The sequence below is a fragment of the Citreimonas salinaria genome (assembly GCF_900107235.1).
GTDB lineage: Bacteria > Pseudomonadota > Alphaproteobacteria > Rhodobacterales > Rhodobacteraceae > Citreimonas > Citreimonas salinaria.
Genome location: NZ_FNPF01000001.1, coordinates 400,062 through 423,762 on the forward strand (window position 1 = coordinate 400,062; position 23,701 = coordinate 423,762).

Annotated in this window: 29 protein-coding genes; 13 read left to right on the forward strand and 16 right to left on the reverse strand. The window is 68.7% G+C overall.

Going from position 1 to position 23,701, the window contains the following annotated elements; all coding sequences use genetic code 11:
- Nucleotides 1–106: 106 nt before the first annotated feature.
- Nucleotides 107–1,126 carry a LacI family DNA-binding transcriptional regulator gene (locus BLW27_RS01875; RefSeq protein WP_089878332.1) on the forward strand — a complete coding sequence of 340 codons (1,020 nt, stop codon included), beginning with the start codon at nt 107–109 and terminating at the stop codon, nt 1,124–1,126.
- A 6-nt stretch (nt 1,127–1,132) separates the two neighbouring features.
- On the opposite strand, the gene BLW27_RS01880 is transcribed toward BLW27_RS01875, so the two are convergent.
- The 4 genes from BLW27_RS01880 to smc form a co-directional block, all read right to left on the reverse strand.
- Complete coding sequence (locus BLW27_RS01880) at nt 1,133–2,278, reverse strand: alpha-D-ribose 1-methylphosphonate 5-triphosphate diphosphatase (RefSeq protein WP_089878335.1); 1,146 nt, start codon at nt 2,276–2,278, stop codon at nt 1,133–1,135.
- Entirely contained in the window at nt 2,268–3,038 is a 771-nt protein-coding gene (locus BLW27_RS01885) for an esterase/lipase family protein (protein WP_089878337.1), read from the reverse strand. The genes BLW27_RS01880 and BLW27_RS01885 overlap by 11 nt, the downstream gene beginning before the upstream one ends.
- Nucleotides 3,039–3,095: 57 nt before the next feature.
- On the reverse strand, nt 3,096–3,932 hold the full coding sequence (locus BLW27_RS01890; protein WP_089878341.1) for a DMT family transporter: 837 nt from the start codon (nt 3,930–3,932) through the stop codon (nt 3,096–3,098).
- 248 nt (nt 3,933–4,180) lie between these two features.
- A complete protein-coding gene (gene smc / locus BLW27_RS01895) occupies nt 4,181–7,636 on the reverse strand; it encodes a chromosome segregation protein SMC (protein ID WP_089878344.1) in 3,456 nt (1,151 codons plus the stop codon).
- Nucleotides 7,637–7,791: 155 nt separating this feature from the next.
- Here smc and BLW27_RS01900 point away from each other — a divergent pair, with 155 nt between their 5' ends.
- Nucleotides 7,792–8,238: a GNAT family N-acetyltransferase gene (locus tag BLW27_RS01900; protein WP_089878347.1), complete on the forward strand. Its 447-nt coding sequence runs from the start codon at nt 7,792–7,794 to the stop codon at nt 8,236–8,238.
- Here BLW27_RS01900 and BLW27_RS01905 read toward each other — a convergent pair.
- From BLW27_RS01905 to BLW27_RS01935, 7 genes are all read right to left on the reverse strand, one after another.
- Nucleotides 8,235–8,633, reverse strand: coding sequence for a hypothetical protein (locus tag BLW27_RS01905; RefSeq protein WP_245710741.1), 399 nt, complete (start codon nt 8,631–8,633; stop codon nt 8,235–8,237). The two genes, BLW27_RS01900 and BLW27_RS01905, sit on opposite strands and share 4 nt — an antisense overlap.
- A gap of 63 nt (nt 8,634–8,696) precedes the next feature.
- Entirely contained in the window at nt 8,697–9,506 is an 810-nt protein-coding gene (locus BLW27_RS01910; RefSeq protein ID WP_089878349.1) for a division plane positioning ATPase MipZ, read from the reverse strand.
- A gap of 117 nt (nt 9,507–9,623) precedes the next feature.
- Entirely contained in the window at nt 9,624–10,187 is a 564-nt protein-coding gene (locus tag BLW27_RS01915; RefSeq protein WP_089878353.1) for a F0F1 ATP synthase subunit B, read from the reverse strand.
- A gap of 3 nt (nt 10,188–10,190) precedes the next feature.
- Complete coding sequence (locus tag BLW27_RS01920) at nt 10,191–10,736, reverse strand: F0F1 ATP synthase subunit B' (RefSeq protein WP_089878357.1); 546 nt, start codon at nt 10,734–10,736, stop codon at nt 10,191–10,193.
- An 81-nt stretch (nt 10,737–10,817) separates the two neighbouring features.
- Nucleotides 10,818–11,042 carry a F0F1 ATP synthase subunit C gene (locus BLW27_RS01925; protein WP_009505655.1) on the reverse strand — a complete coding sequence of 75 codons (225 nt, stop codon included), beginning with the start codon at nt 11,040–11,042 and terminating at the stop codon, nt 10,818–10,820.
- A 69-nt stretch (nt 11,043–11,111) separates the two neighbouring features.
- Nucleotides 11,112–11,870, reverse strand: coding sequence for a F0F1 ATP synthase subunit A (locus tag BLW27_RS01930; RefSeq protein ID WP_089878361.1), 759 nt, complete (start codon nt 11,868–11,870; stop codon nt 11,112–11,114).
- The gene (locus BLW27_RS01935) at nt 11,860–12,255 is read right to left on the reverse strand and encodes an AtpZ/AtpI family protein (protein WP_089878365.1); all 396 of its coding nucleotides are present in this window, start codon (nt 12,253–12,255) and stop codon (nt 11,860–11,862) included. Before BLW27_RS01935 ends, BLW27_RS01930 begins: the two co-directional genes overlap by 11 nt.
- 250 nt (nt 12,256–12,505) lie before the next feature.
- Between BLW27_RS01935 and BLW27_RS01940 the strand changes: the two genes are divergently transcribed.
- Nucleotides 12,506–12,841, forward strand: coding sequence for an ArsR/SmtB family transcription factor (locus BLW27_RS01940; protein ID WP_177177795.1), 336 nt, complete (start codon nt 12,506–12,508; stop codon nt 12,839–12,841).
- A 15-nt stretch (nt 12,842–12,856) separates the two neighbouring features.
- Here the strand turns inward: BLW27_RS01940 and BLW27_RS01945 are convergent, their stop codons facing one another.
- Together BLW27_RS01945 and BLW27_RS01950 are read right to left on the reverse strand one after the other, a co-directional pair.
- The gene (locus BLW27_RS01945) at nt 12,857–13,747 is read right to left on the reverse strand and encodes a DMT family transporter (protein ID WP_342708032.1); all 891 of its coding nucleotides are present in this window, start codon (nt 13,745–13,747) and stop codon (nt 12,857–12,859) included.
- A complete protein-coding gene (locus tag BLW27_RS01950; RefSeq protein WP_089878371.1) occupies nt 13,738–14,619 on the reverse strand; it encodes a LysR family transcriptional regulator in 882 nt (293 codons plus the stop codon). The genes BLW27_RS01945 and BLW27_RS01950 overlap by 10 nt, the downstream gene beginning before the upstream one ends.
- A gap of 339 nt (nt 14,620–14,958) precedes the next feature.
- Here BLW27_RS01950 and ffh point away from each other — a divergent pair, with 339 nt between their 5' ends.
- From ffh to rpmE, 10 genes are all read left to right on the forward strand, one after another.
- Entirely contained in the window at nt 14,959–16,452 is a 1,494-nt protein-coding gene (gene ffh, locus BLW27_RS01955) for a signal recognition particle protein (RefSeq protein WP_089878374.1), read from the forward strand.
- Complete coding sequence (locus BLW27_RS01960; RefSeq protein WP_089878377.1) at nt 16,449–17,042, forward strand: GNAT family N-acetyltransferase; 594 nt, start codon at nt 16,449–16,451, stop codon at nt 17,040–17,042. Before ffh ends, BLW27_RS01960 begins: the two co-directional genes overlap by 4 nt.
- Nucleotides 17,042–17,554 (forward strand): GNAT family N-acetyltransferase, encoded by a 513-nt coding sequence (locus BLW27_RS01965; RefSeq protein ID WP_089878738.1) that lies wholly within the window; start codon nt 17,042–17,044, stop codon nt 17,552–17,554. The genes BLW27_RS01960 and BLW27_RS01965 overlap by 1 nt, the downstream gene beginning before the upstream one ends.
- 94 nt (nt 17,555–17,648) lie before the next feature.
- Nucleotides 17,649–17,945, forward strand: a complete 297-nt coding sequence (locus BLW27_RS01970; protein ID WP_089878380.1) for a chorismate mutase — start codon at nt 17,649–17,651, stop codon at nt 17,943–17,945.
- 44 nt (nt 17,946–17,989) lie between these two features.
- A complete protein-coding gene (gene rpsP, locus BLW27_RS01975; RefSeq protein WP_089878384.1) occupies nt 17,990–18,349 on the forward strand; it encodes a 30S ribosomal protein S16 in 360 nt (119 codons plus the stop codon).
- Between the two features lie 134 nt (nt 18,350–18,483).
- Nucleotides 18,484–18,990 (forward strand): ribosome maturation factor RimM, encoded by a 507-nt coding sequence (rimM, locus tag BLW27_RS01980; protein ID WP_089878388.1) that lies wholly within the window; start codon nt 18,484–18,486, stop codon nt 18,988–18,990.
- Nucleotides 18,991–19,199: 209 nt separating this feature from the next.
- Complete coding sequence (locus BLW27_RS01985) at nt 19,200–19,745, forward strand: hypothetical protein (RefSeq protein ID WP_089878391.1); 546 nt, start codon at nt 19,200–19,202, stop codon at nt 19,743–19,745.
- 89 nt (nt 19,746–19,834) lie between these two features.
- Nucleotides 19,835–20,629 carry a tRNA (guanosine(37)-N1)-methyltransferase TrmD gene (trmD, locus tag BLW27_RS01990; protein ID WP_089878395.1) on the forward strand — a complete coding sequence of 265 codons (795 nt, stop codon included), beginning with the start codon at nt 19,835–19,837 and terminating at the stop codon, nt 20,627–20,629.
- A 297-nt stretch (nt 20,630–20,926) separates the two neighbouring features.
- Complete coding sequence (rplS, locus tag BLW27_RS01995; protein WP_089878399.1) at nt 20,927–21,310, forward strand: 50S ribosomal protein L19; 384 nt, start codon at nt 20,927–20,929, stop codon at nt 21,308–21,310.
- A 12-nt stretch (nt 21,311–21,322) separates the two neighbouring features.
- Nucleotides 21,323–21,544, forward strand: a complete 222-nt coding sequence (gene rpmE, locus BLW27_RS02000) for a 50S ribosomal protein L31 (RefSeq protein ID WP_089878403.1) — start codon at nt 21,323–21,325, stop codon at nt 21,542–21,544.
- A gap of 79 nt (nt 21,545–21,623) precedes the next feature.
- Here rpmE and BLW27_RS02005 read toward each other — a convergent pair whose 3' ends face one another.
- From BLW27_RS02005 to BLW27_RS02015, 3 genes are read right to left on the reverse strand one after another with little or no spacing between them, the layout of a single operon-like run.
- Nucleotides 21,624–22,415: a metal ABC transporter permease gene (locus BLW27_RS02005; protein ID WP_089878406.1), complete on the reverse strand. Its 792-nt coding sequence runs from the start codon at nt 22,413–22,415 to the stop codon at nt 21,624–21,626.
- Complete coding sequence (locus BLW27_RS02010; RefSeq protein ID WP_089878410.1) at nt 22,415–23,188, reverse strand: ATP-binding cassette domain-containing protein; 774 nt, start codon at nt 23,186–23,188, stop codon at nt 22,415–22,417. The genes BLW27_RS02005 and BLW27_RS02010 overlap by 1 nt, the downstream gene beginning before the upstream one ends.
- The gene (locus BLW27_RS02015; RefSeq protein ID WP_089878413.1) at nt 23,185–23,682 is read right to left on the reverse strand and encodes a Fur family transcriptional regulator; all 498 of its coding nucleotides are present in this window, start codon (nt 23,680–23,682) and stop codon (nt 23,185–23,187) included. The genes BLW27_RS02010 and BLW27_RS02015 overlap by 4 nt, the downstream gene beginning before the upstream one ends.
- Between the last annotated feature and the right edge of the window lie 19 nt (nt 23,683–23,701).

The following is a 23,701-nucleotide window of genomic DNA, read 5'->3' on the forward strand; positions in this document are numbered from 1 at the left end:
CCCCCTCCGGCGCGCCTGTAATCGTTTGCACGTGATGGTGACAAAGAATGAAATCGTTTACAACAGATTTTTGTCGGGCCATTCTGGCGCACGTGAAAGGGCGGGGATGGACCGGAAAGTCGCCACGATTCAGGATGTTGCGAAGGCGGCGGGGGTCTCGACCGCCACCGTCAGTCGGACGCTGTCCAAGCCGTCGGTCGTCGCCGCCACCACGCGCGAGGCGGTGCTGAGCGCCGTTGCCGAGACCGGCTATCGCGTGAACGCCACGGCCTCGAACCTGCGCCGGCAGCGGACCGGATCGGTGATCGTGCTGCTGCCCAACATCGCGAACCCGTTCTTCTCGCAGATCCTGGCCGGGCTCGCTTCGATCCTCACCCCGGCGCAATACGGCATGCTGATAGCCGACACGCAGGCCGGCCCGGACCCGGACCAGCGGTTTCGCCACTACCTGACATCGGGGCAGGCAGACGGCATCGTTTTGCTGGATGGCTCGCTGGCGCCCGACGCGCTGGACATTCCCGGACGGCCGCCCGTGGTGATGGCGTGCGAGTGGATGACACGCGATCTGCCCTCGGTGCGTGTCGAGAACGGCAAGGGGGCGGCAATGGCAGTCGGCCACCTTGCCAGGCTGGGGCACCGCGCCATCGGCCACGTCACCGGCCCGCGCGGCAACCTTCTGACCGAGACGCGGCTGGAAGGCTTCCGCGAGGCGCTGACCTCGGTCGGGGTGCCGATGCGCCCGGACTGGATCCTCGAGGGCGACTTCAGCATGGATTCGGGCGCCGCGGCGGCCCGGGCATGGCTGGACATGACCGACCGACCCACGGCGCTGTTCTTCTCGTCCGACGAAATGGCGGTCGGCTTCATGGGCGCGGTGCAACGCGAGGGGGTCCGCGTACCGGACGACGTATCGATCGTGGGCTTCGACAACATCGAGATCGCGCAGCACCTGAGCCCGGCGCTGACCACGATCCGCCAGCCGCGCACGCAGATCGGCATCCGCGCGGCGGAGCTGCTGCTGGGCATGATCGAGAGCGGAACGCGCACCGGGCCCTCGGATCTGATCGAGATCGAGTTCATCCGCCGCGACAGCGCCGGCCCGCCGCCGCGCAAGACGTCCGGCTAGATCCTGTCAGCCCAGGAACCGGTGGCCGACCGGCCCTGACATCCACGCGATCTCGCCCGCAGCGATAGTGGCGCAGATGCGCCCGGTTTCGCTGTCCGCGATCAACAGATCGGCGCGTAGGCCCGGCTCGATTCGGCCACGATCGGCCAGTCCGAGAAGGCGCGCGGGCCCATCCGAGACCAGCGCCCAGGCGGCCGCGTCATTGAGCAGCCCCAGCTCGACGCAGCGCCGCGCCGCGCGGGCCGGGGCCGGGTAGTGGTAGTCCGAGGCCAGCGCGTCGCACAGCCCGTCCGCGACAAGATCCAGCGCCGAGGCGTTCCCCGCGTGGCTTGCCCCGCGCACCACGTTTGGCGCGCCCAGCACGATGGCGTCGCCGTGAACTCGGGCCGCGCGGGCGGCTTCGGCGGTTTCGGGAAACTCCGACACGCGAGCGCCGCGCGCACGCCAGGTAGCCCGGCCTTCGGCGGCGCGGTCGTCGTGGCTGCCCATGGTGACGCCCTGTCCTGCCAGCCGGGCACACAGCGCGTCGAGCGCGGCCGGCACCTGGTCCGATGCCTCGTGCAGCGCCTGCATCAGCGCCAGGTGCGCCTCGGGGTTGCGGCCGGATTTCAGGGCCTGCCCGGTCAGCCGCTGCGGCCGGCGCCCCTGTGCCAGCCGCTCGTGCGGAAGATGGTCGTTGAACACGACCATCGGGATGCCGAACCGGTCAATCATCGCCTCGGCGCGGTCGAACGCATCGAGGAAGTGGGTTTCCAGCCGCATCTGAAGGCGCAGGTCGACCGGCACCGTAGGCGCGACCGAGGCGGTGGCGGCAAAGACCTCCTCGGCGAAGTCCGGCCCGCGCATGCCGCCCTCCCAGGACCAGAACTGTGCAAGTACCGCGGTGGTTATGCCGTTCGCCGCCAGCTCGGCCGATACCGCGACCATGCCCGCGTCACGCTCTCGGAGCGCGCCGCGGCGCGGGGCCATGTGACGCTCGAACCCGTCGCCGTGGGCGTCGACGATGCCGGCGCGGATCTCGTAGCCGCGCAGATCGACGCGTCGTGCCAAGGTGCCCTCGACGATGCGCCCCTCCGCGACGGTCAGCGGCGCGTCGTCCCAGCCGTCCGGGCGCAGGACGTGCGCGCCGTCGAAGGTCATCTCAATCGGCATCGTCGTCCTCGGCGCACAGCCCCAGAAGGCAGGCCAGCTGCTCGACCGGGAAATACTGCGTCCAGTCCAGATCGGGGTCGAACCTGCCCTCCTCGAGGAAAAGGGCCGTCTGTGCCATGACCACCGGCGACTGCATCATGAAGGTGTGCGTGACCGGCAGCGTGATATGCGCGTCCATACCCTCCACAGCGGTGGCCTGCACGGAAACCTTGCCGTCGTCGACGCCCGGAATGATCGCCGAGAACGCCGGGTTGAGCGTCTGCGACCCGGCGATCACGCCCAGCGGGAAATCGACAGGAGGCAACATCTGCGGCAGGTCCTGCGGCCCCGTTCCCAGCTGCTGGCCGGCCGGGCCATTCATCCACTCGAAGATTTCCCAGCCGCCCAACTCGTCCACAAGCTCGGTGCCATGGTTGGGCGGCGCCAGCATGACGACGCGGCCCAGGCGGTCGGGTCGGTGGTCGCGCAGCCAGAAGCGCAACAGGATTCCGCCCAACGAATGCGTGACGAAATGGATCCGTCGCTCGCCGCAGCGCGCGATGGATTCGGGCAGGACGTTTTCGGCCAACGCCTGCACCCGCGCCTTGGTCGAGGGATAGCCCGGGATCACGACGTGGTAATTGCGCAGCCGCAGGAACTGCCCCATCAGCGCCATTGAATACTCGGTGCGCGCCAGCCCGTGCAGAAGCACGACACAGTCCTTGGCCGCGGCGGGCGCCGCGATCAGAGCCAGGCAGAGCGCGAGGACGAGGCGGGTCATGCCCGTGAGATATAGCCTGCCCAGCCGCTGTGAAAGGTGAAACCGGTCGACCACGCGCTAGCGGCGCAGCACCGACAGGCCGATACCCCCCAGAACGATCGCGCCGGCCAGCACCGCATCGGCGTCCGGCACCTCGCCCAGCAGCGCGGCACCGCCCGCCATCGCGATGACCGGCACGCTCAGCTGGGCGATCGCCGCCACCGTGCCCGGGATCCGCGGCAGTACGGAGTACCACAACGCATAGCCCATTCCCGACGCGACGGCGCCCGACAGCACCGCAAGGGCCAGGCCCAGCGGCGTCGCCGGTTCGAACGATCCCGGCAACGCTCCGGCCAGCAGCAGACCCGCCGGCGCGGCCAGCGCGAAATTCGCCATCGTGGCCACGAGCGGGTCAGCCGTCGCGCGTCCCGCAAGCGAGTAACCGCCCCAGCCGATGCCTGCCGCCACCATCGCCGCCGCGTGCGGCAGGCTTACGGTGACGCCCGCCCCCGGCCACAGCAGCCAGGCAAGGCCGCCAAGCGCGACTATGGCGCCCGCCCAGCGGGCGCGCGGCGGCGTTTCGCCGCCCATGATCGCGCCGCAGAACATGGTGATCTGCACACAACCGAACAGGATCAGCGCGCCCAGCCCCGCGTCCAGCGCCTGATACGCCCATGAAAACCCGAAGACGTAGACGAACAACCCGGCGACGCCCGGCACGCGCCCCGGTCCGCCGAAGACAGGCTTGCGCCGCAAAAGCAGGACCAGCGCCAGCAGCACGCAGGCGCCCGCCGCAAGGCGCACTGCGCCGAACGGGATCGCGCCGATATCGCCTCCGCCCACCGCCGCGCGGTTCAGGATCGAGTTCGCCGCGAAGGCGGTCATCGTCAATGCGGTCAGCAGGAACAGGCGCATGCCGACGGCTTACGCCACCGCGCGGGCGCGCGCCAGCCGCCGTCCCCGTCCTTCAATCCCGCACAACCACTCCGGGAGAGCCGCCGTGAGGCGGCGGGGACAGAATCCCGGAAGACCGCCATCGGCACGGCTCACGACAGGTGCCGAAACGGCCCAACCGTTAAGAAACCCTGAATCCGTCTTTGCAAGCCATTGATTTTATTGAGGCGCCCCGATGTCCCATCGTGGGACACCCTGCGCGCCGCCGCTCAGGCCACCATGTCCTCGGCCCGCTTCAGGTCGACCGAGACGAGCTGGCTGACCCCCTGTTCCTGCATCGTGACGCCGAACAGCCGGTCCATCCGCGCCATTGTCACTGCGTGGTGCGTGATGATCAGGAAGCGCGTGTCGGTCCGGCGGCACATCTCGTCGAGCATGTCGCACAGCCGCGTGACGTTGGCGTCGTCCAGCGGCGCGTCGACCTCGTCCAGCACGCAGATCGGCGCGGGATTCGCCAGGAAGACCCCGAAGATCAGGGCGAGCGCCGTCAGCGTCTGCTCGCCGCCCGACAGCAGCGACAGGACCGACAGCTTCTTGCCCGGCGGCTGGCACATGATCTCGAGCCCGGCCTCGAGCGGGTCGTCGCTCTCGACCATCACCAGGTTCGCCTCGCCCCCGCCGAAGAGGTGCGTGAACAGCATCGAGAAGTTGGCGTTCACCTGCTCGAAGGCGGTCAGCAGGCGTTCACGTCCCTCGCGGTTGAGGCTGGCGATCCCGCTGCGCAGCGTGGCGACGGCCTCTTCCAGATCGCGCTTTTCCTCGGCCAGCGTGTCGCGCTCGGTCCGGATATCGACCGCGTCCTCCTCGGCACGCAGGTTGACTGCGCCCAAGGCGTCGCGCGCCCGCTTCAGGCGGCTGACCTCGCCTTCGAGCGTGTCGGAATCCGGAATCGCCTCGGGATCGATGTCCAGCCGGCTCAGCAGCTGCGCCGGGCTGGTCTCCAACTCGTCCTCGATGCGGTCGGCGGCGGCCTGAACGGTCTCGCGCGCGGCCTCGGTGCGGGCCTGCGCGGCGGCGCGGGCCTCGCGCGCCTCGCCGGCCAGCCGTTCGGCATCCCGCTCGGCGACGACGGCCGCGCGAAGGGCCGTCTCGGCGGCGGCAAGCGCGTCGGCCGCGGCGGCGCGCCGGTCCTCGGCACTGTCCATCGCGTCGGCCAGTTCGTCGCGCCGCGCCACGATCTCGCCGGGGGCCTCTGCCGCTTCGGCCAGTTCGGCCTGCGCGGCATCACGCCGCTCAACCAGTTCCGCAGCGCGCGTCTCGGCCGTCGTGAGGCGATGGCGCCAGCCGGACAGTTCCTTGGCAACCGTCTGCGAGCGGGCGGTGCGCGCCTGTCCCTCGCGACGCAACTCGTCATGGGCCGAACGACGAGTCATCATCGTCATTCGGGCGGCCTCGACCGTGATGCGCAGATCCTCGACCAGTGCCCGCGCCGCGTCCAGATCGCCCAGATCCGCCAGTGCGCGCTCGGCCTCGGCCAGTTGCGCGCGGGCGGCGGTGGCCTCGTCCTCGTGCCGCTGCAGGGCCATCGCCAGGCTCTCGAGCTTGCCCTCCGCCATGTCGCGGTCGGCGCTGGCGCGCGATTGCGCGCGGGCGGCGTCGGTCAGCGCGGTGTCGGCGGCACGACGGGCCTCACGCGCGGCGCGGTCGGCTTCGGTCTGACGGGCAAGCGCGGTGGCCAAGGCTTCGTGCGCGGTGCGGGCCGTGTTCAGGCGCCCTTCGGCCTCGGCCAGTTCCCCCTTCAGCGTGTCCAGCCGGTTGATCTGTTCCAGCCGCAACGCGGCGGCCGAGGGCTGATCCTCGGCCGCGGCGCGATAGCCGTCCCAGCGCCAGAGATCGCCGCGCAGGCTGACCAGCCGCTGGCCGGGGCGCAGCGCGCGCTGCAGCGCGGCACCTTCGCCGCCGCCGACCAGACCGATCTGGGCCATCCGCCGCGCCAGCACGGCCGGAGCCCGCACGCGATTGGCAAGCGGCGTCGCGCCTTCGGGCAAGGGCTGAGGGTCTTCGTAGGGCGGAAGCGCGCTCCAGCCCGACGTGCCGTCCGCGTCCACTTCGGGGGCGCGCAACTCGTCCGCCAGCGCGGCGCCCAAGGCCTTCTCGAAGCCGGACTCGACGCGCAAGCGGTCCAGTATCTGCCCGCCGCCCGACGAATCCCGCTCCAGCAGGCGCGCAAGCGCCGAGACCTCGGCCGAAAGCGCTGTCGTCTCGCCCTCGGCGGCCGAGCGCTCGGCCCTGGCCTCGGCCTCCTGCGCCTGGGTTTCGGCACGCGCGGTTTCGGCTTCGGCCAGCGCGGCCTCGGCCTCCTCGGCCATGTCCTGCGCCTCGGCTGCGCGGTCGTCGGCCTCTTCGGCGGCGACGCGGCTGTCAGCCAGTGTCTTCCTTGCGACCTCCATTGCCTCGCGGGCGCGGATGGCGTCACCCTCGGCCCGGTCAAGGGTCTTGCGGCAATCGGCGTACAGGCGCTGAGCCGACTGGTGCCGCGCGGACAGGCGGGCGACGTCCTCGGTCCGGGCGGCTTGGTCGGCCTCGCGCTCGGCCAGGACCGAGGCGGCCTCGGACGCGGCTTCGGAGGCCTCGGCCAGCGCGTCGTCATGGCCCTCGGCGGCGCGAGCCAGCTCGCGCGCCTCCCATTCCAGCCGCTCGATCGTCTCGCCCGCGTCGCGATTCAGCCCGGCCTCGCGGTCGAGATCGCGGGCAAGTTGGTCGATCCGCGCGCGCAGCGTGGCGATCCGGTCCTGCGCGCGGGTTTCGTCGGCGTCCAGCGTATCACGCTGCACCGAAAGGCGCTGCAGGATCGCGCTGGCGACAGCCTCTTCCTCGCGCAGCGGGGGCAGGGCCTCTTCGGCCGTCGCGCGGGCGGCTTCGGCGGCGCGCGCGGCCTTCTCGGCGCGGGCGGCCTCGTTGATGCGGGCGCGCAGCACCTCTTCGGCGGCCAGCCGCGCGGCGTCGGCCTCGTGCCAGCGGCGATACAGCAGCAGCCCCTCGGCGCGGCGCAGTTCCTCGCCGATGGCGCGGTAGCGGGCGGCCTGCCTGGCCTGCTTGTCGAGCGTCGCCAGCTGCGCGGTCAGCTGCTCCAGCACGTCGTCGACGCGCGTCAGGTTCGCGTCGGTGTTCTTCAGCTTCAGCTCGGCCTCGTGCCGGCGCTGGTAGAGGCCCGCGATCCCGGCCGCGTCCTCGAGCACCCGGCGGCGGTTCTTCGGCTTGGCGTTGATCAGCTCGCTGATCTGCCCCTGCCGGACCAGCGCGGGCGAATGCGCCCCGGTCGAGGCATCGGCGAACAGCATCGTCACGTCGCGCGCGCGGCTGTCGCGGCCGTTGACCTTGTAGGCGCTGCCCACGTCCCGGGTGATCCGGCGCACGATCTCGAGGTGGTCGCTGTCGTTGAAGCCTGTGGGCGCCAGCCGGTCCGCGTTGTCGATATGCAGCGAGACCTCGGCGAAGTTTCGCGCTGGTCGGGTGGACGCGCCGGCGAAGATAACGTCCTCCATCCCGCCGCCGCGCATCGCGGTGGGGCGGTTCTCGCCCATCACCCAGCGCAGCGCCTCGAGCAGGTTGGACTTGCCACAGCCGTTGGGGCCGACCACGCCTGTCAGCCCGTCGCCGATCAGAAGGTCTGTCGGGTCGACGAAGCTCTTGAATCCGGTCAGGCGCAGCTTGCTGAAGCGCAACGCGTTCTCTCCCTCGGGTTGCGCCGAGGGTGCCGTCTGGCGCGGCGACCTGTCAACGGGAAACGGGCTCATCTGGCCGAGCGGCGCGCATTCTCCACAAGATATTGCGTTTTCTGCGGCAAGCGCGCAGGCTTCCGCCGACCGGAGGGCAGCCGATGATCGTTCAGCCTGACAACCCGCACGACCCGCAGGCTGCGGCGCTTCTGCAGCAAAGCCACGCGCTGATGCAATCGCTGTTTCCGGCCGAGGCGAACCATTTCTTGTCGCTCGACGCGCTGGCCGCACCGGGGATCACGTTCTTCACCGCGCGCGAGGGCAGCGTCTTGCTCGGCACCGGGGCGCTGGCGGCCAAGGCCGCTTACGGCGAGGTGAAATCGATGTTCACCGCCGCCGATGCGCGCGGGAAGGGAGTGGCGCGGGCCATCTTGGACCGGATCGAGGTCGAGGCGCGGGCGCGGGGCCTGCCCCTGCTGTTGCTGGAAACCGGCACCGGCCTAGACGCGGCGCATCGGCTTTACCGCCGCGCCGGCTTTGTTCCCCGGGGGCCGTTCGGCGACTACGATGAGGGCCCCTACAGCCTGTTCTTCGAAAAGCGGCTCTAGAATCGGGCGCAGTCCAGCGCGCCGGCGGTCCAGTCGCCGATGGTGCGCCAGTCGATCAACTCGCACAGCAGCACGCGGGACCGCGCGGGAATGGCGGGCGCCGGTCGCTCGCCGCAGGCGAGGCCCACGAGCATCATCGCGGGATCGCCCTGAACCCAGGCCACCCGGCAGCCGGGGCGTTCCGCCTGCGCGGCCAGCGCGGCGCGGCGGGCCGTGGCGTCGAACGCGGGCAGCCATTCCGGCGACGTCCGGACGGCTTCAGCTAAGGGGCCACGAAAGCGAAGGGTAAAGCGCGAGCCTTCCACCTCGCGCGTCACGGCCTCGCCGCCGCGAAAGCCCGGCCCGGCCGCATCGCAGGCCGAAAGGGTGGCAAATAGCATGAGAGGCCAGAGCATGCGCATTCCGGCAAGCATCGCCGGATCGTGGTTAGCGAACGCTTAACGGAGGTTGCCCCGGATCTAGAACTTCACCTTGACGCCAGGCAGGTCCAGCGCCTTGAGCAGGTCGCGCAGTTCCTGCCGCGCCGCGACGTTCGAGATCGACAACGACCGAACGCCTACGTCGCGCAGGTCCAGCAGGGTAAGGCCGCGCGGAAACAGCTCGCGGAAGACCACCCGCTCGGAGAAGCCCGGTGCCACGCGGAAGCCGATGCGCTTTGCCAGCTTGGCCAGCGCCTGTTCCATCTTCGCCTTGTTGATCATCTGTTGGGCGCCGACCCGGTTGCGCAGCACGACCCAGTCGGCCGGTTTCAGCCCTGCCTTGGCGCGCAGCTGCCGCGCCGTCCAGACCATCTCGGCATAGACCGATGGGCCGAGGATCTTCTCGCTGTCGTGGTCGATGCGTGCAAGGAGGTCGAAATCGACGAAGCTGTCGTTCAGCGGTGTGACCAGCGTGTCGGCCATTGCGTGAGCCGCCTGCGCCAGCCGTGTGTGCGAGCCGGGGCAGTCTATCAGGACGAAATCGTTGTCGCTTTCAAGCGCCGAGACGCCGTTGGCGATGCGGTAATCGTTTGGGTTTTCGCCCTCGGGGACATCGTCGGGGTTTACCTCGGGCAAGTCGATCCAGGTCGGGCTGGGCAGGTCGCGGTTCTCGGAAGAGAGGAACCTTGCCCGGTTCTGCAGGTAGCGCACGAGGCTTTTCTGCCGCAGGTCCAGGTCCAGCACGCCGACCTTGAAGCCCAGCCGCGCGAGCGCGGTCGCGATGTGCATCGAGACGGTGGACTTGCCTGCACCGCCCTTTTCGTTGCCGACCACGATGATATGCGCCATGGCGCGTCGCTCTCCTGAGGTTGGTGCGCGGGGTTCCGCCGATGCGGTAAGCCGGTCCTTGGCACAGAAAAGGCCCGGCGCAAAGGCCGGGCCTCGGGTCATTCGCAAGGAATGCGGTCAGTGAAGCTTGTCGCCCACTTCGTCGATCGACCGGTCGATGAGACGTGCCGATTCGTCCTGCGTCATCTGCTGCGAAACCACGTCGCGTGCGGCGGCGATGGCCACGGTGATCGCGCGGTCGCGTACCTCGCGCACGGCCTTCGCCTCGGCCGACGCGATCTGGCTTTCGGCGGCGGCCATGCGGCGGTCGACCGAGTCGCGCATGTCTTCCTTCGCAGCCTCGGCGGCACGCTCGGCCTCTTCGCGGGCATGGGCGACGATGCGGTCGGCCTGGGCCTGCGTTTCCTTCTGCTTGCGCTCGAAGCTGGCCAGCAGGGCCTGTGCCTCTTCGCGCAGGCCGCGGGCCTCGTCCAGTTCCGACCGGATGCCCTCGGCGCGCTTGTCGAGCATGCCGGCAAGCATCCCCGGAACCTTGAAGTACAGCAGGATCGCCAGGAAGACGATGAAGCCGATCAGCACGACGAAATCGGTGTTCCGCAGCGTGAAGAAGCCGTATTCGCCGGTGGCCGCGAAGGCCGGGCCGGCGGTCAGCATCGCAGCGGGAAGGATCAGGTGGCGCATGGCTTATCCTTTCATCCGCTGGTCGACGGCGGCGTCGATCTTGCCCTGGTCGGCCTGCTGGCCGAGGGCGGCGACAAGTGCGGCGGCGGTGTCCTTGGCGACCGCTTCGACATTCTCCAGCGCCGAGGCGCGGATGTCCGAGATGGTCTTTTCCGACTCGGCGGTCTTTTCGGCGATCTGGGCGTCTGCCGCTTCCATCGCCTTGGCCGTTTCGGCCTTGATCTCGTCGCGGGTGCGCTGCGCGATGGCCTGGGCTTCGGCGCGGGCATCCGCCAGCGCCTTCTCATAGGCCTTCTCGGCGTCGGCGGCCTTCTTCTTGAGGTCTTCGGCCGCGGCGATGTCGTTCGAGATCGCGCCCTGCCGTTCCGCCAGCACCGCGGCGATGCGAGGCAGCGCGACGCGGCTGAGGATCAGGTAGATCACGACCAGCGTGACGACAAGCCAGAAGATTTGGTTCGGGAACCAGTCAGCGCAAAGCTGCGGCATGCCGATGGCGCTGCCATCCATGCCCACACAGCTGCTGACCAACCCTTGGGTCTCGGTCGCCATGGCGTCCTCCGTCGGACCTGTTCGTACCATCGGGCGGCCGTGGGATCACGGCCGCCCGCGCGTAAGGATGACAGCCGTGGCTTAGACGGCGAACATCAGCAGCAGGGCGACCAGGAAGGAGAAGATGCCCAGGGCTTCAGCGAAGGCGATGCCGATGAACAGCGTCGCGGTCTGCGATGCGGCGGCCGACGGGTTGCGCAGCGCGCCGGACAGGAAGTTGGCGGCGACGTTGCCCACGCCGAGTGCGGCGAGACCCGTACCGAGACCTGCGAGACCGGCGCCGATATGTGCGAGTTGACCTTCCATTGGGGTATCTCCTTACGTCTGGAAGTTTGAGGTTCTGTCGAATTGCGGATCGGACCGAGTCCGGGGCCGTCAGTGATGCGGATGAAGCGCGTCCTTGAGGTAGACGCAGGTCAGGATCGTGAAGACATAGGCCTGGATGAAGGCCACCAGGATCTCGAGACCGTACATCGCGACGATGCCGAGCACCGCCAGCGGCGACACCGCGACCAGCGCCGCGAAGCCCGCGAAGACCTTGATCACCGCGTGACCGGCCATCAGGTTGCCGGCAAGACGGATGGAGTGGCTGACCGGACGCACGAAGTACGAGATGAGCTCGATGATCATCAGCACCGGGCGGATCGCCAGCGGCGCCGAGGTCGGCCAGAAGAGGTACAGGAACTTTGTCCCATTCAGCACGAAGCCCAGGATCGTCACGGCCAGGAACACCGCCAGCGCCAGCACCACGGTGACAGCGAAATGCGAGGTGGTGGTGAAGGCCGTCGGGATCAGGCCGAGGAAGTTCGCGAAGACGATGTAGAGGAACAGCGTGAAGATATAGGGGAAGTACTTGATCCCCTCCTTGCCTGTCACGTCCTCGACCATCTTGTAGATGAAGCCGTAGGCCAGTTCGGCGACCGACTGGCTGCGGCTCGGGATGACGGCGCGCTTCGACGTGCCCAGAACCATCAGAGCCAGGATGCACAGCACGGCCAGTGCCATCCACAGCGTGACGTTCGTGATGGTGAACATGCCCACCGAGCCGGTGCCGAACAGCGGCTCGACGATGAACTGGTCCATCGGGTGGAAAACCAGACCGCCGCTTTCGCCGGTAACCTCTTCAGTCGCCATCCTGTTTTCCCTCGTGCGTGACGCGCGCGGCGTCGCTCTTGTCCGTCATGCCCGCAGCATCGGCCAACCGGCCGGCCTCGCGGGCGTCCTGCTTCACCTGCACCTCGCGCGCCGTGCGGATCATCACGTTGATCCCCGCGGCGATGCCCAGCAGCGTGAACACCAGCATGAACCACGGGCCGGTATCCAGAAACCGGTCGAGTCCGAAGCCGATGCCGAAGCCGATCCCGAGACCGGCCACCATTTCCGTCACCATCCGCCAGGCGATCTGTGCCTGGGAATAATGCTCCTCGTGGTGGTGCTTTTCGCCCGCCGTAGCCGCGCGACGCGCTGCGAGCTTCTTTTCAAGCTCTTCCAGCCTGCGCCTGGGATCGGTCTCGGTCACGCGAAAGCCCCGCCCGAAGTGTCGCGGTGTTGCTAAGCGCAGGGGCGGGCCGAGTCAACAGCGATGCGGCGGCAGCTGGCGAACGCAAAAGATATTGAGTTTGCGCAATAATTTCTGAAAGTCTTGCGCGCGCGACGGACCGCGCGCACGCGTCATCCTTCCGCGCCGGCGGTCTTCGCATATTCAACTATCAGGTTGAACATGCCGTGCGGGGCTTGACCGGCGCGCGGCGCGGCGCCTTATGCGACCCATGGATCCCTCGCTCGACATCGTGTTCGCGGCGCTTGCCGACCCGACCCGCCGCCGCATCCTGTCGATGCTGCTCGAGGACGACATGGCGGTGACCGACGTGGCCGAGCCGTTCGAGATGTCGCTGGCAGCGATATCGAAGCATCTCGCCATCTTGGCCGGCGCCGGCCTGATCAGCCAGGAGAAGCGCGGCCGGGTCAAGTGGTGCGCGCTCGAGCCCGACGCCCTGCGCGAGGCCAGCATCTGGATGCAGGGTTTCGGCCAGTTCGAGCCGGTGAACCTGGACGCCTTCGAGCGGTTCCTGCGGAACGAGGGCCTGACACCCGAGGAAGGCTGACCTCTGGGCGCAGCTTCAGGCGGTTTCCTCGCGCAGCAGCATCAGAAGGGCGAACGCAGTTAGCGCCACGCCCGGCAGCACCATTTCCGGGGGCGTGCCCTGTCCGACCGCGATCTCCCACAGGATGACCCAGCTCGGCGTGAGATACGTATAGGCCATTACCTTGGTCGAAGGCAGGCGAAAGGTGGCGTAGCGCACCAGCGAGAAGGACACGGCGGTCGCCGCGATCGCGGTATAGCCGATGGTCCACCACACGATCGCCGGCAGGTCCGCCCATTCGGTGGCGAGCAGGCGCGGGCCGGACCACAGCGCCAGCAGCACCGCACCGAAGGTCAGGATGACGGCCGTCTGCGCCGCGGCGGGCTCGCCTCGGCTGAGCCGGCGTAGCAGCGGCGCATAGAGGGCATGGCCGACCACCCCCCAGAAGAAGATCGCCTCGCCCCGCCCGATGTCGAAGGCGACCAGCGCCTGCGGGCTGCCGTCGAAGATGACCCACAGGGCGCCCGCGCCGCCGATGACGATGGCCGCGGCCATCCACAGCGTGGTGACCTGCGCCAGAAGCAGGTAGCCGAACACCGCCGACAGCGCGGGGTTGAGCGTGAAGACGGCCGACATGCTGACCGGCCTAGCGGTCTTGAGGCCCTCGAACATCGTCACGAAATACGCCGCGAACAGCGCCGCCACGATCAGGTAGCGCCACGGCGAGGCGAACATCGACCGCGGCACGCCGGTGGTGGTCATGGCGATCGCCCACATGGCGGCGGCCGCCAGCGTGAAGCGCACCGCGTTCAGCGCCGCGGGGTCGATGAACGGGGCCGCCATGCCGCCGAGGCTGAACGAGCCCGCCACCAGAGCCGAGAACGCGAGCATCGCCAGGTGGCCGCGCGCCGCCTCGGTCAACGGCACGGCCCTTCGTTGGCGTAGTCCTTCAGGTGCGTCAGGAACGCCTGCACCTTGGCGGTGCGGTGCAGGTCGACATGCGTCACCAGCCACAGGGGTGACGTCCATTCCTCGCGCGGGGGCATGATCTGCACCAGCTCGGGATGCGCCGCAGCCTCGCGCATCGCGAAGAAGCCGATGCCGGCGCCGGCCAGCACCGCCTGGTTCATCACCCGGCTGTCCGAACTGCGGAACGTCACGCGGTCGTAGGGAATCGTGTGGCGCAGCCATTGCTGGAAAGGCGCGCGCCCGTCGGGATCGTCGTGCGCCACGAAACGGTGCGTTTTCAGCGCCTCAATGTCGCCGGGCAGGCCGTAGCGGTCGACATAAGCCTGGCTTGCATACAGGGCGATGTCCTGGTGGATGAACGGCTGGACGACATTGTCGGGCTCGTCCGGCTGACGTCCGGCGCGTAGCGCGACATGCGCCTCGCCATATTCCAGGCGAAACAGGCGCTCTCCGGTCAGCAGGCGCACGATCACGTCGGGATAGGCTTCCTGAAAGCTGGTCAGCGCGCCTACCAAAAGGGGCGCCAGTTCCACCAGCGACGTGACCATCAACTCTCCGGACACGTCGCTGCCGCGGCCGCGGATGCGGCCCTCGAGCTGCTGGAACTGGTCGTCGGTGGTCTGGGCGACGCGCAGCAGGTCCTGCCCGGCCTCGGTGGCGGTATAGCCGCGAGCGTGGCGCTGGAACAGCTTCACCCCCAGCCGGCGCTCGAGCGCATCGATATGGCGGATCACCGTGGCGTGATGCACCCCCAGCGCCTCGGCGGCGCCGCTTACGGTCCCCCTTCGGGCGACTTGGAAGGCGGTGCGGATCTCGTCCCAGTTGTCCATTATCGACCTGTGCGCTGACTCACATCTCGTCGGCGATACTGGCGATTGCGTTCGTGAATGCAAGTGCGAGATGCACCTCTTGCGCGGCGCGGTCTTGACTCTGGTCGCCGGCCCGGCGTATCCGGCCCGCATATCCGGAATGGCAGGCGCCTTCCGGTCCCTTGGGCTATGCTCGGGATCGCCCTCCGTCAGCGCGTTGCGCCCACGGGGGCATCCGTCGTTCGGGCCATCGCCCGCGACCGGGGGGCCGGCGTTTTCCCGGCCCGGGGTTTGTGAAGCTCAGCCGCCGCGCCTACCTTCGGGCGTGACACAGGACGACAGGAAAGGGGGCCTGCCCTCATGTTCGAATCTCTCTCCGAACGTCTCGGCGGCGTATTCGACCGGCTGACCAAGCAGGGAGCGCTGTCCGAGGACGACGTGCGCTCGGCCCTGCGCGAGGTGCGCGTCGCCCTGCTTGAAGCGGACGTCTCGCTTCCGGTGGCGCGCAACTTCGTCAAATCGGTCGAGAAGAAGGCGACCGGTGCGGCGGTGACGAAATCGGTGACGCCGGGCCAGCAGGTCGTCAAGATCGTCCACGACGAGCTGATCGATGTCCTGCGCGGCGAGGGCGAGCCCGGTTCGCTGCGCATCGACAGCGCGCCCGCGCCGATCCTCATGGTCGGCCTGCAGGGCGGCGGCAAGACCACGACCACCGCCAAGCTGGCCAAGCGTCTGAAGGATCGTGACGGCAAGAAGGTCCTGATGGCCTCGCTCGACGTCAATCGCCCGGCGGCGATGGAGCAGCTGCAGATCCTCGGCACGCAGATCGGCGTCGACACCCTGCCCATAGTGAAGGGCGAGGACCCGGTCACTATCGCCAAGCGCGCGAAGACGCAGGCAAGCCTTGGTGGCTACGATGTCTACATGCTCGACACCGCCGGCCGGCTGTCGATCGACGAAGAGCTGATGGCCCAGGTCGAGGCGGTCCGCGACGTGTCGAACCCGCGCGAGACGCTGCTGGTGGTCGACGGCCTGACCGGCCAGGACGCCGTCCACACGGCCGAGAACTTCGACCAGCGCATCGGCATTTCCGGCGTCGTGCTGACCCGCATGGACGGCGACGGCCGCGGCGGTGCGGCGCTGTCGATGCGCGCGATCACCGGCAAGCCGATCAAGTTCGTCGGTTTGGGCGAGAAGATGGACGCGCTGGAGACCTTCGAGCCCGAGCGCGTCGCCGGCCGCATTCTCGGCATGGGCGACATCGTGGCCCTGGTCGAGCGCGCGCAGCAGACGCTCGAGGCCGAGCAGGCCGAGCGCATGATGAAGCGGTTCCAGAAGGGTCAGTTCAACATGAACGACCTGAAGGGCCAGCTCGAGCAGATGATGAAGATGGGCGGCATGGGCGCCATGCTGCAAATGATGCCGGGTGCGGCCAAGATGGCCAAGCAGCTGGACGATGCGGGCATGGACGACCGGGTGCTGAAGCAGCAGATCGCGCTGATCCAGTCGATGACCAAGGCCGAGCGCGCCAACCCGCAGATCCTCCAGGCCTCGCGCAAGAAGCGCATCGCCAAGGGCTCGGGGATGGAGGTCAGCGATCTGAACAAGCTGCTGAAGATGCAGCGCCAGATGGCGGACATGATGAAGAAGATGGGCAAGATGGGGAAGGGCGGCGCGCTCAAGCAGGCTATGCGCGGCATGTTCGGCAAGGGCGGCATGCCGCCCGAGATGGCGAACATGGACCCCAAGGCGCTGGAGCAGGCGGCCCGCCAGATGGGCGGCCCCGGCGGCATGCCCGGCATGGGTGGCGGCGCGCTGCCGCCCGGGCTGAGCGGGTTCGGCAAGAAGAAATGACGGCGGACGGGACTCATATTCCGGCAGCCCCTGTCGCCTATGGCCACGGGCACCATGCGTCGGCGCGCCTGACGCATGCCCCGCGGCTCGAAACCGACAGGCTGATCCTGCGCGGGCCCGAGCGCGGCGACATCGAGCCGGTGATCGCCTTTCTGATGGATGCCGAGCACGCGGCAGGGTTCGGCCACATCCCGCTGCGCGGCGATGCTTGGCGGTGGTTCACGATGAATGTCGGCCACTGGCACATCCATGGCTTCGGCTACTTCGTGATCGAGGACAATGCGAGCGGCGCGTCGATCGGTATGACCGGCGTCTGGTTCCCTGAAAGCTGGCCCGAGCCCGAATTGGGCTGGCTTCTGTTCCGCGGCCACGAGGGCCGGGGGCTGGCCTTCGAAGCGGCCAGCCGTGCGCGCCAGTGGGCATATGACGACCTAGGCTTGAACACGCTGACCTCTAACATCGTGCCGTCGAACGATCGGTCCAAAGCTCTCGCTGCCCGCCTTGGCGCTGTCCATGAACGCACCTACCACAACGAGCAGATGGGCGAGGACGAATTGTGGCGCCATCCCGGGCCGGAGACCTGCGCCTGATGCTGCCCGACATCCATCTGACCACGGAGCGCCTGACCTTGCGCACGCCGATCGAAAGCGATTTTCCGGCGGTCTCGGCTTTCATGGCCTCGCCCCGGTCCTGCTTCGTCGGCGGGCCGATGGAGGGCGAGTTCGACCGCTGGCGCAGCTTTCTCGGAGCCGCGGGGCACTGGGCGCTCAAGGGCTACGGCATGTTCGTCGTGCTGCACGGGGACAGACGCGTGGGCCGGGTCGGCATCATAAACCACCTCGGTTGGGACGAGCCCGAACTGGGCTGGCAGGTGTTCGAGGGCTGCGAGGGCCAAGGCTATGCCACCGAGGCGGCGATCGCCGCACGGCGCTGGGCATCCGAGGCACACGGACTCGGCCCACTGATCTCGTACATCGCGCCGGCGAACGACCGATCGCGCGCGGTGGCGATCCGATTGGGCGCGCGGCACGAACGGGACGGCACGCTGCTGGATTTCCCGGTGCAAGTCTGGCGCCACCCCGCGGGGGAGGCGGCAGCATGAAGGTACGCGTGCATATCTGGAAGGCCCGCGACCTGTCGTGCGCAACTCTTTTCCGTGCGTCGCTCGTCCGCGACCGATTCATCACGAGGACCGCATGATCGAAGACGCTTCCCGCGCCCAGGCGCTGCTGAAAGAGCATCGCGACAGCATCGACCGGCTGGACGCGATCCTTGTCTTCGCGCTGGCCGAGCGGTTCAAGCATACCCAAGCCGTGGGCGTCCTCAAGGCGCAGCACGACCTGCCCCCATCCGATCCCGCACGCGAGGAAAAGCAGATCGCGCGGCTTCAGGATCTGGCGGAACGGGCCGACCTGGACCCGGAATTCGCCAAGAAATTCCTGAACTTCATCATTCAGGAAGTCATCCAGCACCACAAGCTGCACCAGCAATAGGCGCGGCCCCGGCCCGCCACCACGCCATCAAAGGAGACAGACCAATGGCCATCAAGATCAGACTCGCCCGCGGCGGTTCCAAGAAGCGCCCCTTCTACCGCATCGTCGCCGCCGACAGCCGCATGCCGCGCGACGGCCGCTTCATCGAGAAGCTGGGCATCTACAACCCGCTGCTGCCCAAGGACAGCGAGGACCGCGTGAAGATGGACGTCGAGCGCATCCAGTACTGGCTGGGCCAGGGCGCGCAGACCACCGACCGGATCGACCGCTTCCTCGAAGCCGCCGGCATCCGCGAGAAGACCGAGCGCAACAACCCCAACAAGGCGAAGCCGGGCAAGAAGGCCCAGCAGCGCTCCGAGGAAAAGGCCGCCAAGGCGGCCGAAGCCGACACCGCCGAGGCCTGAGCCGTGCGCGGTGCGACCCGGCCGGCGGCCCACCCGCCGGCCGGGATCGCAGGTGTTCCCGTCTCGACCGCGCCTTCGTGCTTCCGGTGCGGGCGTGGCGGGGACGCCGATCCTTCACTCTTTCAGGGATCGCCATGACCGATCTGATGTGTGTCGGGGCCATCGCGGGCGCCTTCGGCGTGACCGGCGAGGTGCGGCTGAAAAGCTTCACCGCCGACCCGCGCGCAATCGCGGATTACGGGCCGCTGACCACCGAAGACGGCAGGCGCACGTTCCAACTCGAACTGGGGGGCGAGATCAAGGCGGGCTTCGCTGCACGCCTGGAGGGGATCGAGACCAAGGAGCAGGCGGACGCCCTGCGCGGCACGCGACTGTTCGCCCCGCGCGACCGCCTGCCCGCGCTGCCCGAGGATGAATTCTACCATGCCGACCTGATCGGGCTGGCGGTCTACGACACCGGTGGCGCGCATCTGGGTGTCGTGCATGCGGTGCATGACCACGGCGCTGGGGACCTGCTGGAGCTTCATCTTCCGGAAGGGGGGAAGACGGTTCTTCTGCCTTTCACGCGCGCCGCGGTGCCTACCGTCGACATCGCCGCCGGCCGAATCGTCGCGGATCCGCCCGAAGGTCTGTTGGACTGAATTCCCGGTCGAACGCCTGAACCGGGCGGCGAAGGCATCGTCAAGCCTGACCGCCCTCCGTTTCGTTCCGCGAGTGGAAACGAAACCGGCCGTTTGAGCGCTTCGTCGCCAGGGAGGCGCCGGCAATCGGGTCCGATTGCACGGGGCCACCAAAATGCTGCCCCGTTCATCCGGTATCGATTCCTGCACAGTGGCAGGGAAGAACCGGAATGCAGCGCTTTTCCGACCAGCGCCTGGCCGCAATCAGCTGGGCCTGTGTGATTTCAGCGCTGGGCTTGGCGCTGACGGTGCCGGGCTACGGCGCTGCGACCTTCGTCGCCGCGGCCGCCCTCGCGCTGGTCGCTTGGCAGTTTCCGCCGGGCAAGTTCGCCGCCAAGGTGCGCCCCGGGGACCTTCTGTGGACAACGGAGGGATTGGAGCCCGCATATACGGCCGACCGCCTGCGGCCCGGTCTATTGCGCGATTTCGCGCTTGTGCAGGGCGCGGCACGACCGCCTGCCGAGCCATTGTCGCCACATCTCCGGGCATCCGAAATTGCCTTGCGCGCCATGCATCGCGGCGGCATCGCAGACGTGCGCGAGCTTTCGGACCGCGACGTGTTCGCGCTTGCGCTGTTGCGGGACGCGATCCTTGCCGATCCGCCGCGCGCGGCCTGCCTCGCGACCATGTTCCGCGATCCTGCGGCGGTTCTGGATCTGCGCGAGCGCATGCGTGGCGGCGCTACCTTCGAGGTCGGATCGCACCGCGTCGCCTGACACCGGAATCTTCCGGCCGGCGCTCCTCGCGCGGGATCTTGTGTCGGGGCCGCCGCGGCACTACCAGCGGGCCATCCCGGAGGTGCCCCATGTCGAATGTTCCAACCCGGTCGCACGGGCGCAAGTCCATCGAGCCATCGCTCAAGCCGCGCGACCTGATGGGCGGGGATGACAGGCTTGTCCGGGCGTGGCAGGCGCAGGTCATCACGCTGTTGCCCGACGCCTTCCCAGGCATGCTGGGCGAGTCGCTGACCGGCACCGCGCTGAAGGACGGGCTGTGGCAGTTGCACCCGGTCGACCTGCGGAGCTTCGGCGAAGGGCGCCATCGCAACGTCGACGATACGCCGGCCGGTGGCGGGGCGGGGATGGTGCTGCGCCCGGACGTCATGGGCCGGGCCATCGATACCGCGCGCGCGTCCATGCCCGATGCCGCGCCGCTGATCTACCTGTCACCGCGCGGGGCGCGATTCGATCAGGTGCGCGCGCGCGCACTTGCCGCCGGGCCGGGGGTCACGCTGATCTGCGGCCGGTTCGAGGGACTCGACCAGCGGGTGATCGACCACTACGCCATCGAAGAACTGTCGATTGGCGACTATATCCTGACCGGCGGCGAGATCGCCGCGCAGGCGGTGCTGGATGCCTGCGTGCGCCTGCTGCCGGGCGTGCTGGGCAACGCGCAATCCACGGTCGAGGAGAGCTTTTCCGACGGCCTTCTGGAGCATCCGCAATTCACGCGCCCGGCCGCGTGGCGCGGGGCGAGCATCCCCGCCGTGCTCACGTCGGGCGACCACGGTGCGGTCGACCGGTGGCGGCGCGAGCAGTCCGAGCGCCTGACCCGCGAACGGCGCCCTGACCTGTGGCAGGCGCGTAGCGGACAGGACTGACCTCGGACCGCGCAGCACCTCTTGAAACTCCCAAGCATACGCCGTCGCTGACCGACGATTGGACTTGATCCGTAGCGGCGCCCCTTCTATACGGCCCAAGCCTTTGCGGTCCGACCGTAACGGCCGATTCCGCATTGCGGGCGCGCCAGTCGCAGGTGCGCGGGCCGCAGGCGGGGCGACAAGGAAACGCGGTTCGAATTCTCCGGCGGGCGCATGCGCGGACCCGGCCAACGACCCGGAGCTCTGGGACAAGGCAAACCTTCGCGGACCAACCGCGAGCAGATAGGAGATGGTCAGATGAATCTGATCGCACAGATCGAGGCGGAGCAGATTGCTTCGCTGGGGAAGACGATCCCCGACTTCAAGGCCGGCGACACCATCCGCGTCGGTTACAAGGTGACCGAGGGCACGCGAACCCGGGTGCAGAACTACGAAGGCGTCTGCATCAGCCGCAAGAACGGCGAGGGCATCGCCGGATCGTTCACCGTCCGCAAGATCTCGTTCGGCGAAGGCGTGGAGCGCGTGTTCCCGCTGTACTCGACGAACATCGAACATATCGAGGTGGTCCGCCGCGGCCGCGTCCGCCGCGCGAAGCTGTATTATCTGCGCGCGCGTCGGGGCAAGTCGGCCCGTATCGCCGAGGACAACACCTACAAGCCGCGCGCAAGCGCCGAGTCGTAAGGAGCCTTTGGCATGAAAAAGGACATCCACCCGAACTATCACACGGTCACCGTCAAGATGACCGATGGGACCGAATTCCAGACCCGCACCACGTGGGGCAAGGAAGGCGACACCTTGACGCTGGACATCGACCCGACGGTGCACCCGGCCTGGACCGGCGGCAGCTCGCGCCTGATGGACCAGGGCGGCCGCGTGTCGCGCTTCAAGAAGAAGTACGAAGGTCTCGGCTTCTGAAGCTGGCACTCGACCGGAAGTCACGAACGCCGCCCCGAAAGGGCGGCGTTTCGCGTTCATGCAGAGGTACTTGGTAGCCTCAGCCCCGGCGCAGCGCACCGAGCGCGGTCGACAGGGTGAACCCCGCGGCGGCGGCGGCCACGATGCTGGGGCCTGCGGGCGTGTCGAAGCTCACCGATGCCCCGAGACCGGCCAGCGCCGCGGCGATGCCGATCCCGGCGGCGAGCAGGGCCATAGTCTCGGGCGTGCGCGCGAAGGGCCGGGCCGAGGCGGCGGGGATGATCAGCAGCGCGGTGATCAGCAGCGCGCCGACCACCTTGATCGCCACCGCCACCACCACCGCCAGCGCCAGCGTCAGGATCAGCTGTTCGCGCCTTGGATCGATCCCGGCGGCGCGCGCAAGTTCGGGGTTCAGCGTCGCGGTCAGCATGGCCTGCCACCGCCAGCCGACAAGGCACAGCACCAGAGCGGCGCCGCCCCAGATCACCGCCAGATCGGCTCGCGACACCGCCAGGATGTCGCCGAACAGGTAAGCCATCAGGTCGATCCGCACGTTCGTCAGGAAGCTTGCCGCAACGAGCCCGACGGCCAGCGCCGAATGCGCCATCACGCCCAGCAGCGTGTCGGCCGCGTGGTCGCGCGCCGACAGCATCGTCACGGCCAGTCCCATCAGCAGGGCCACCGCCAGAGCGCCGGTGAAGACGCTGATCGAAAAGGCCAGTGCAAGCGCAACGCCAAGGATCGCCGCATGCGCGGTCGCGTCGCCGAAATAGGCCATGCGCCGCCAGACGACGAAGCATCCCAGCGGGGCGGCGGCCAGCGCGGCACCCATGCCTGCCAGCGCGGCGCGGACCATGAAATCGTCGAGCATCACGCCTCCGCCTGTTCTGCATGACGCTCGGCCTGCGGATGGTCGTGGCTCTGCGCGTCGCCGTGGTGGTGATGGTCGTGGTGGTGCCGGTACAGGGCAAGCGCCCCGCGCGTACCTTCGCCGAACAGCGCACGATAGACCGGCGCTTCGGACACGACTTGGGGCGTGCCCTCGCAGCAGACATGCCCGTTGAGACAGATCACCCGGTCGGACGCGCTCATGACCACGTGGAGGTCGTGACTGACCATCAGGACCGCACAACCGGTGTCGTGACGGACGTCCTCGATCAGGCGGTAGAACGCCGCCGCGCCGGGTTGGTCCAGACCCGCGGTCGCCTCGTCCAGGATCAGAAGCTGCGGCCGGTCCAGCAGCGCGCGCGCCAGAAGCACGCGCTGGAACTGCCCGCCGGACAGCGTGGCAAGTTGCTGCTGGCCCGTCCCGGCCGCGCCGGCGCGGGCCAATGCCTCGCGCGCCGCCTCGTCCGTGACGCGGCGCGGCAGCGACAGGAAACGCCGCACGGTCATGGGCAGGGTCCTGTCCAGCACCAGTTTCTGCGGCACGTAGCCGACCCGAAGGCCCCGCGCCCGCGTCACGCGCCCCGCCGCCGGCTTCAGTCCGCCGATCAGCGCCCGCATCAGCGACGACTTGCCCGAGCCGTTCGGCCCGACCACCGTCACGATCTCGCCCGGGCGGATCGCGAAATCCACGTCGCGCAGCACCGTCCGGTCGCCAAAGCGCAGCGTCAGGTCGTGCGTCTCGATCAGTGCGCTCATGCCTCGCCCCCTTCGGCGCAGGCGGGACACAGCCCCGTCGCCTCGCGCACCGTGCGCTCGATGACGAAACCGGCGCGGGTGGCGGCGCGGCCCAGCTCGCCCGCATCCGGCGCGATCTCGGCCTCTGCCACGCGGTTGCAGACCCGGCAGATCAGGAAGGCGGGCGCGTGACCGGCCTTGTGCCCGGCGCAGGCGATGAAGGCGTTCAACCGCTCGATCCGGTGGGCGAAGCCATTCGCCGTCAGGAAATCCAGCGCGCGATAGACCACCGGCGGCTGCGAGCCGAGCCCCTCGTCGCGCAGGCGTTCCAGGATGTCGTAGGCGCCCATCGCGCGGTGCGCCTCGAGCAGGATCTCGAGCACGCGGCGACGCACCGGGGTCAGTTGCAGGCGGGCTTGCGCGCAGGCGGCCTCGGCCGTGGCAAGGCTGTCCTCTATACACGAGCCGTGATCGTGCCGGGCAAAGCCGGCGCCGAGCGAGGGTTGCGCTGTCATCATTCGTCCTCTAGAGCGG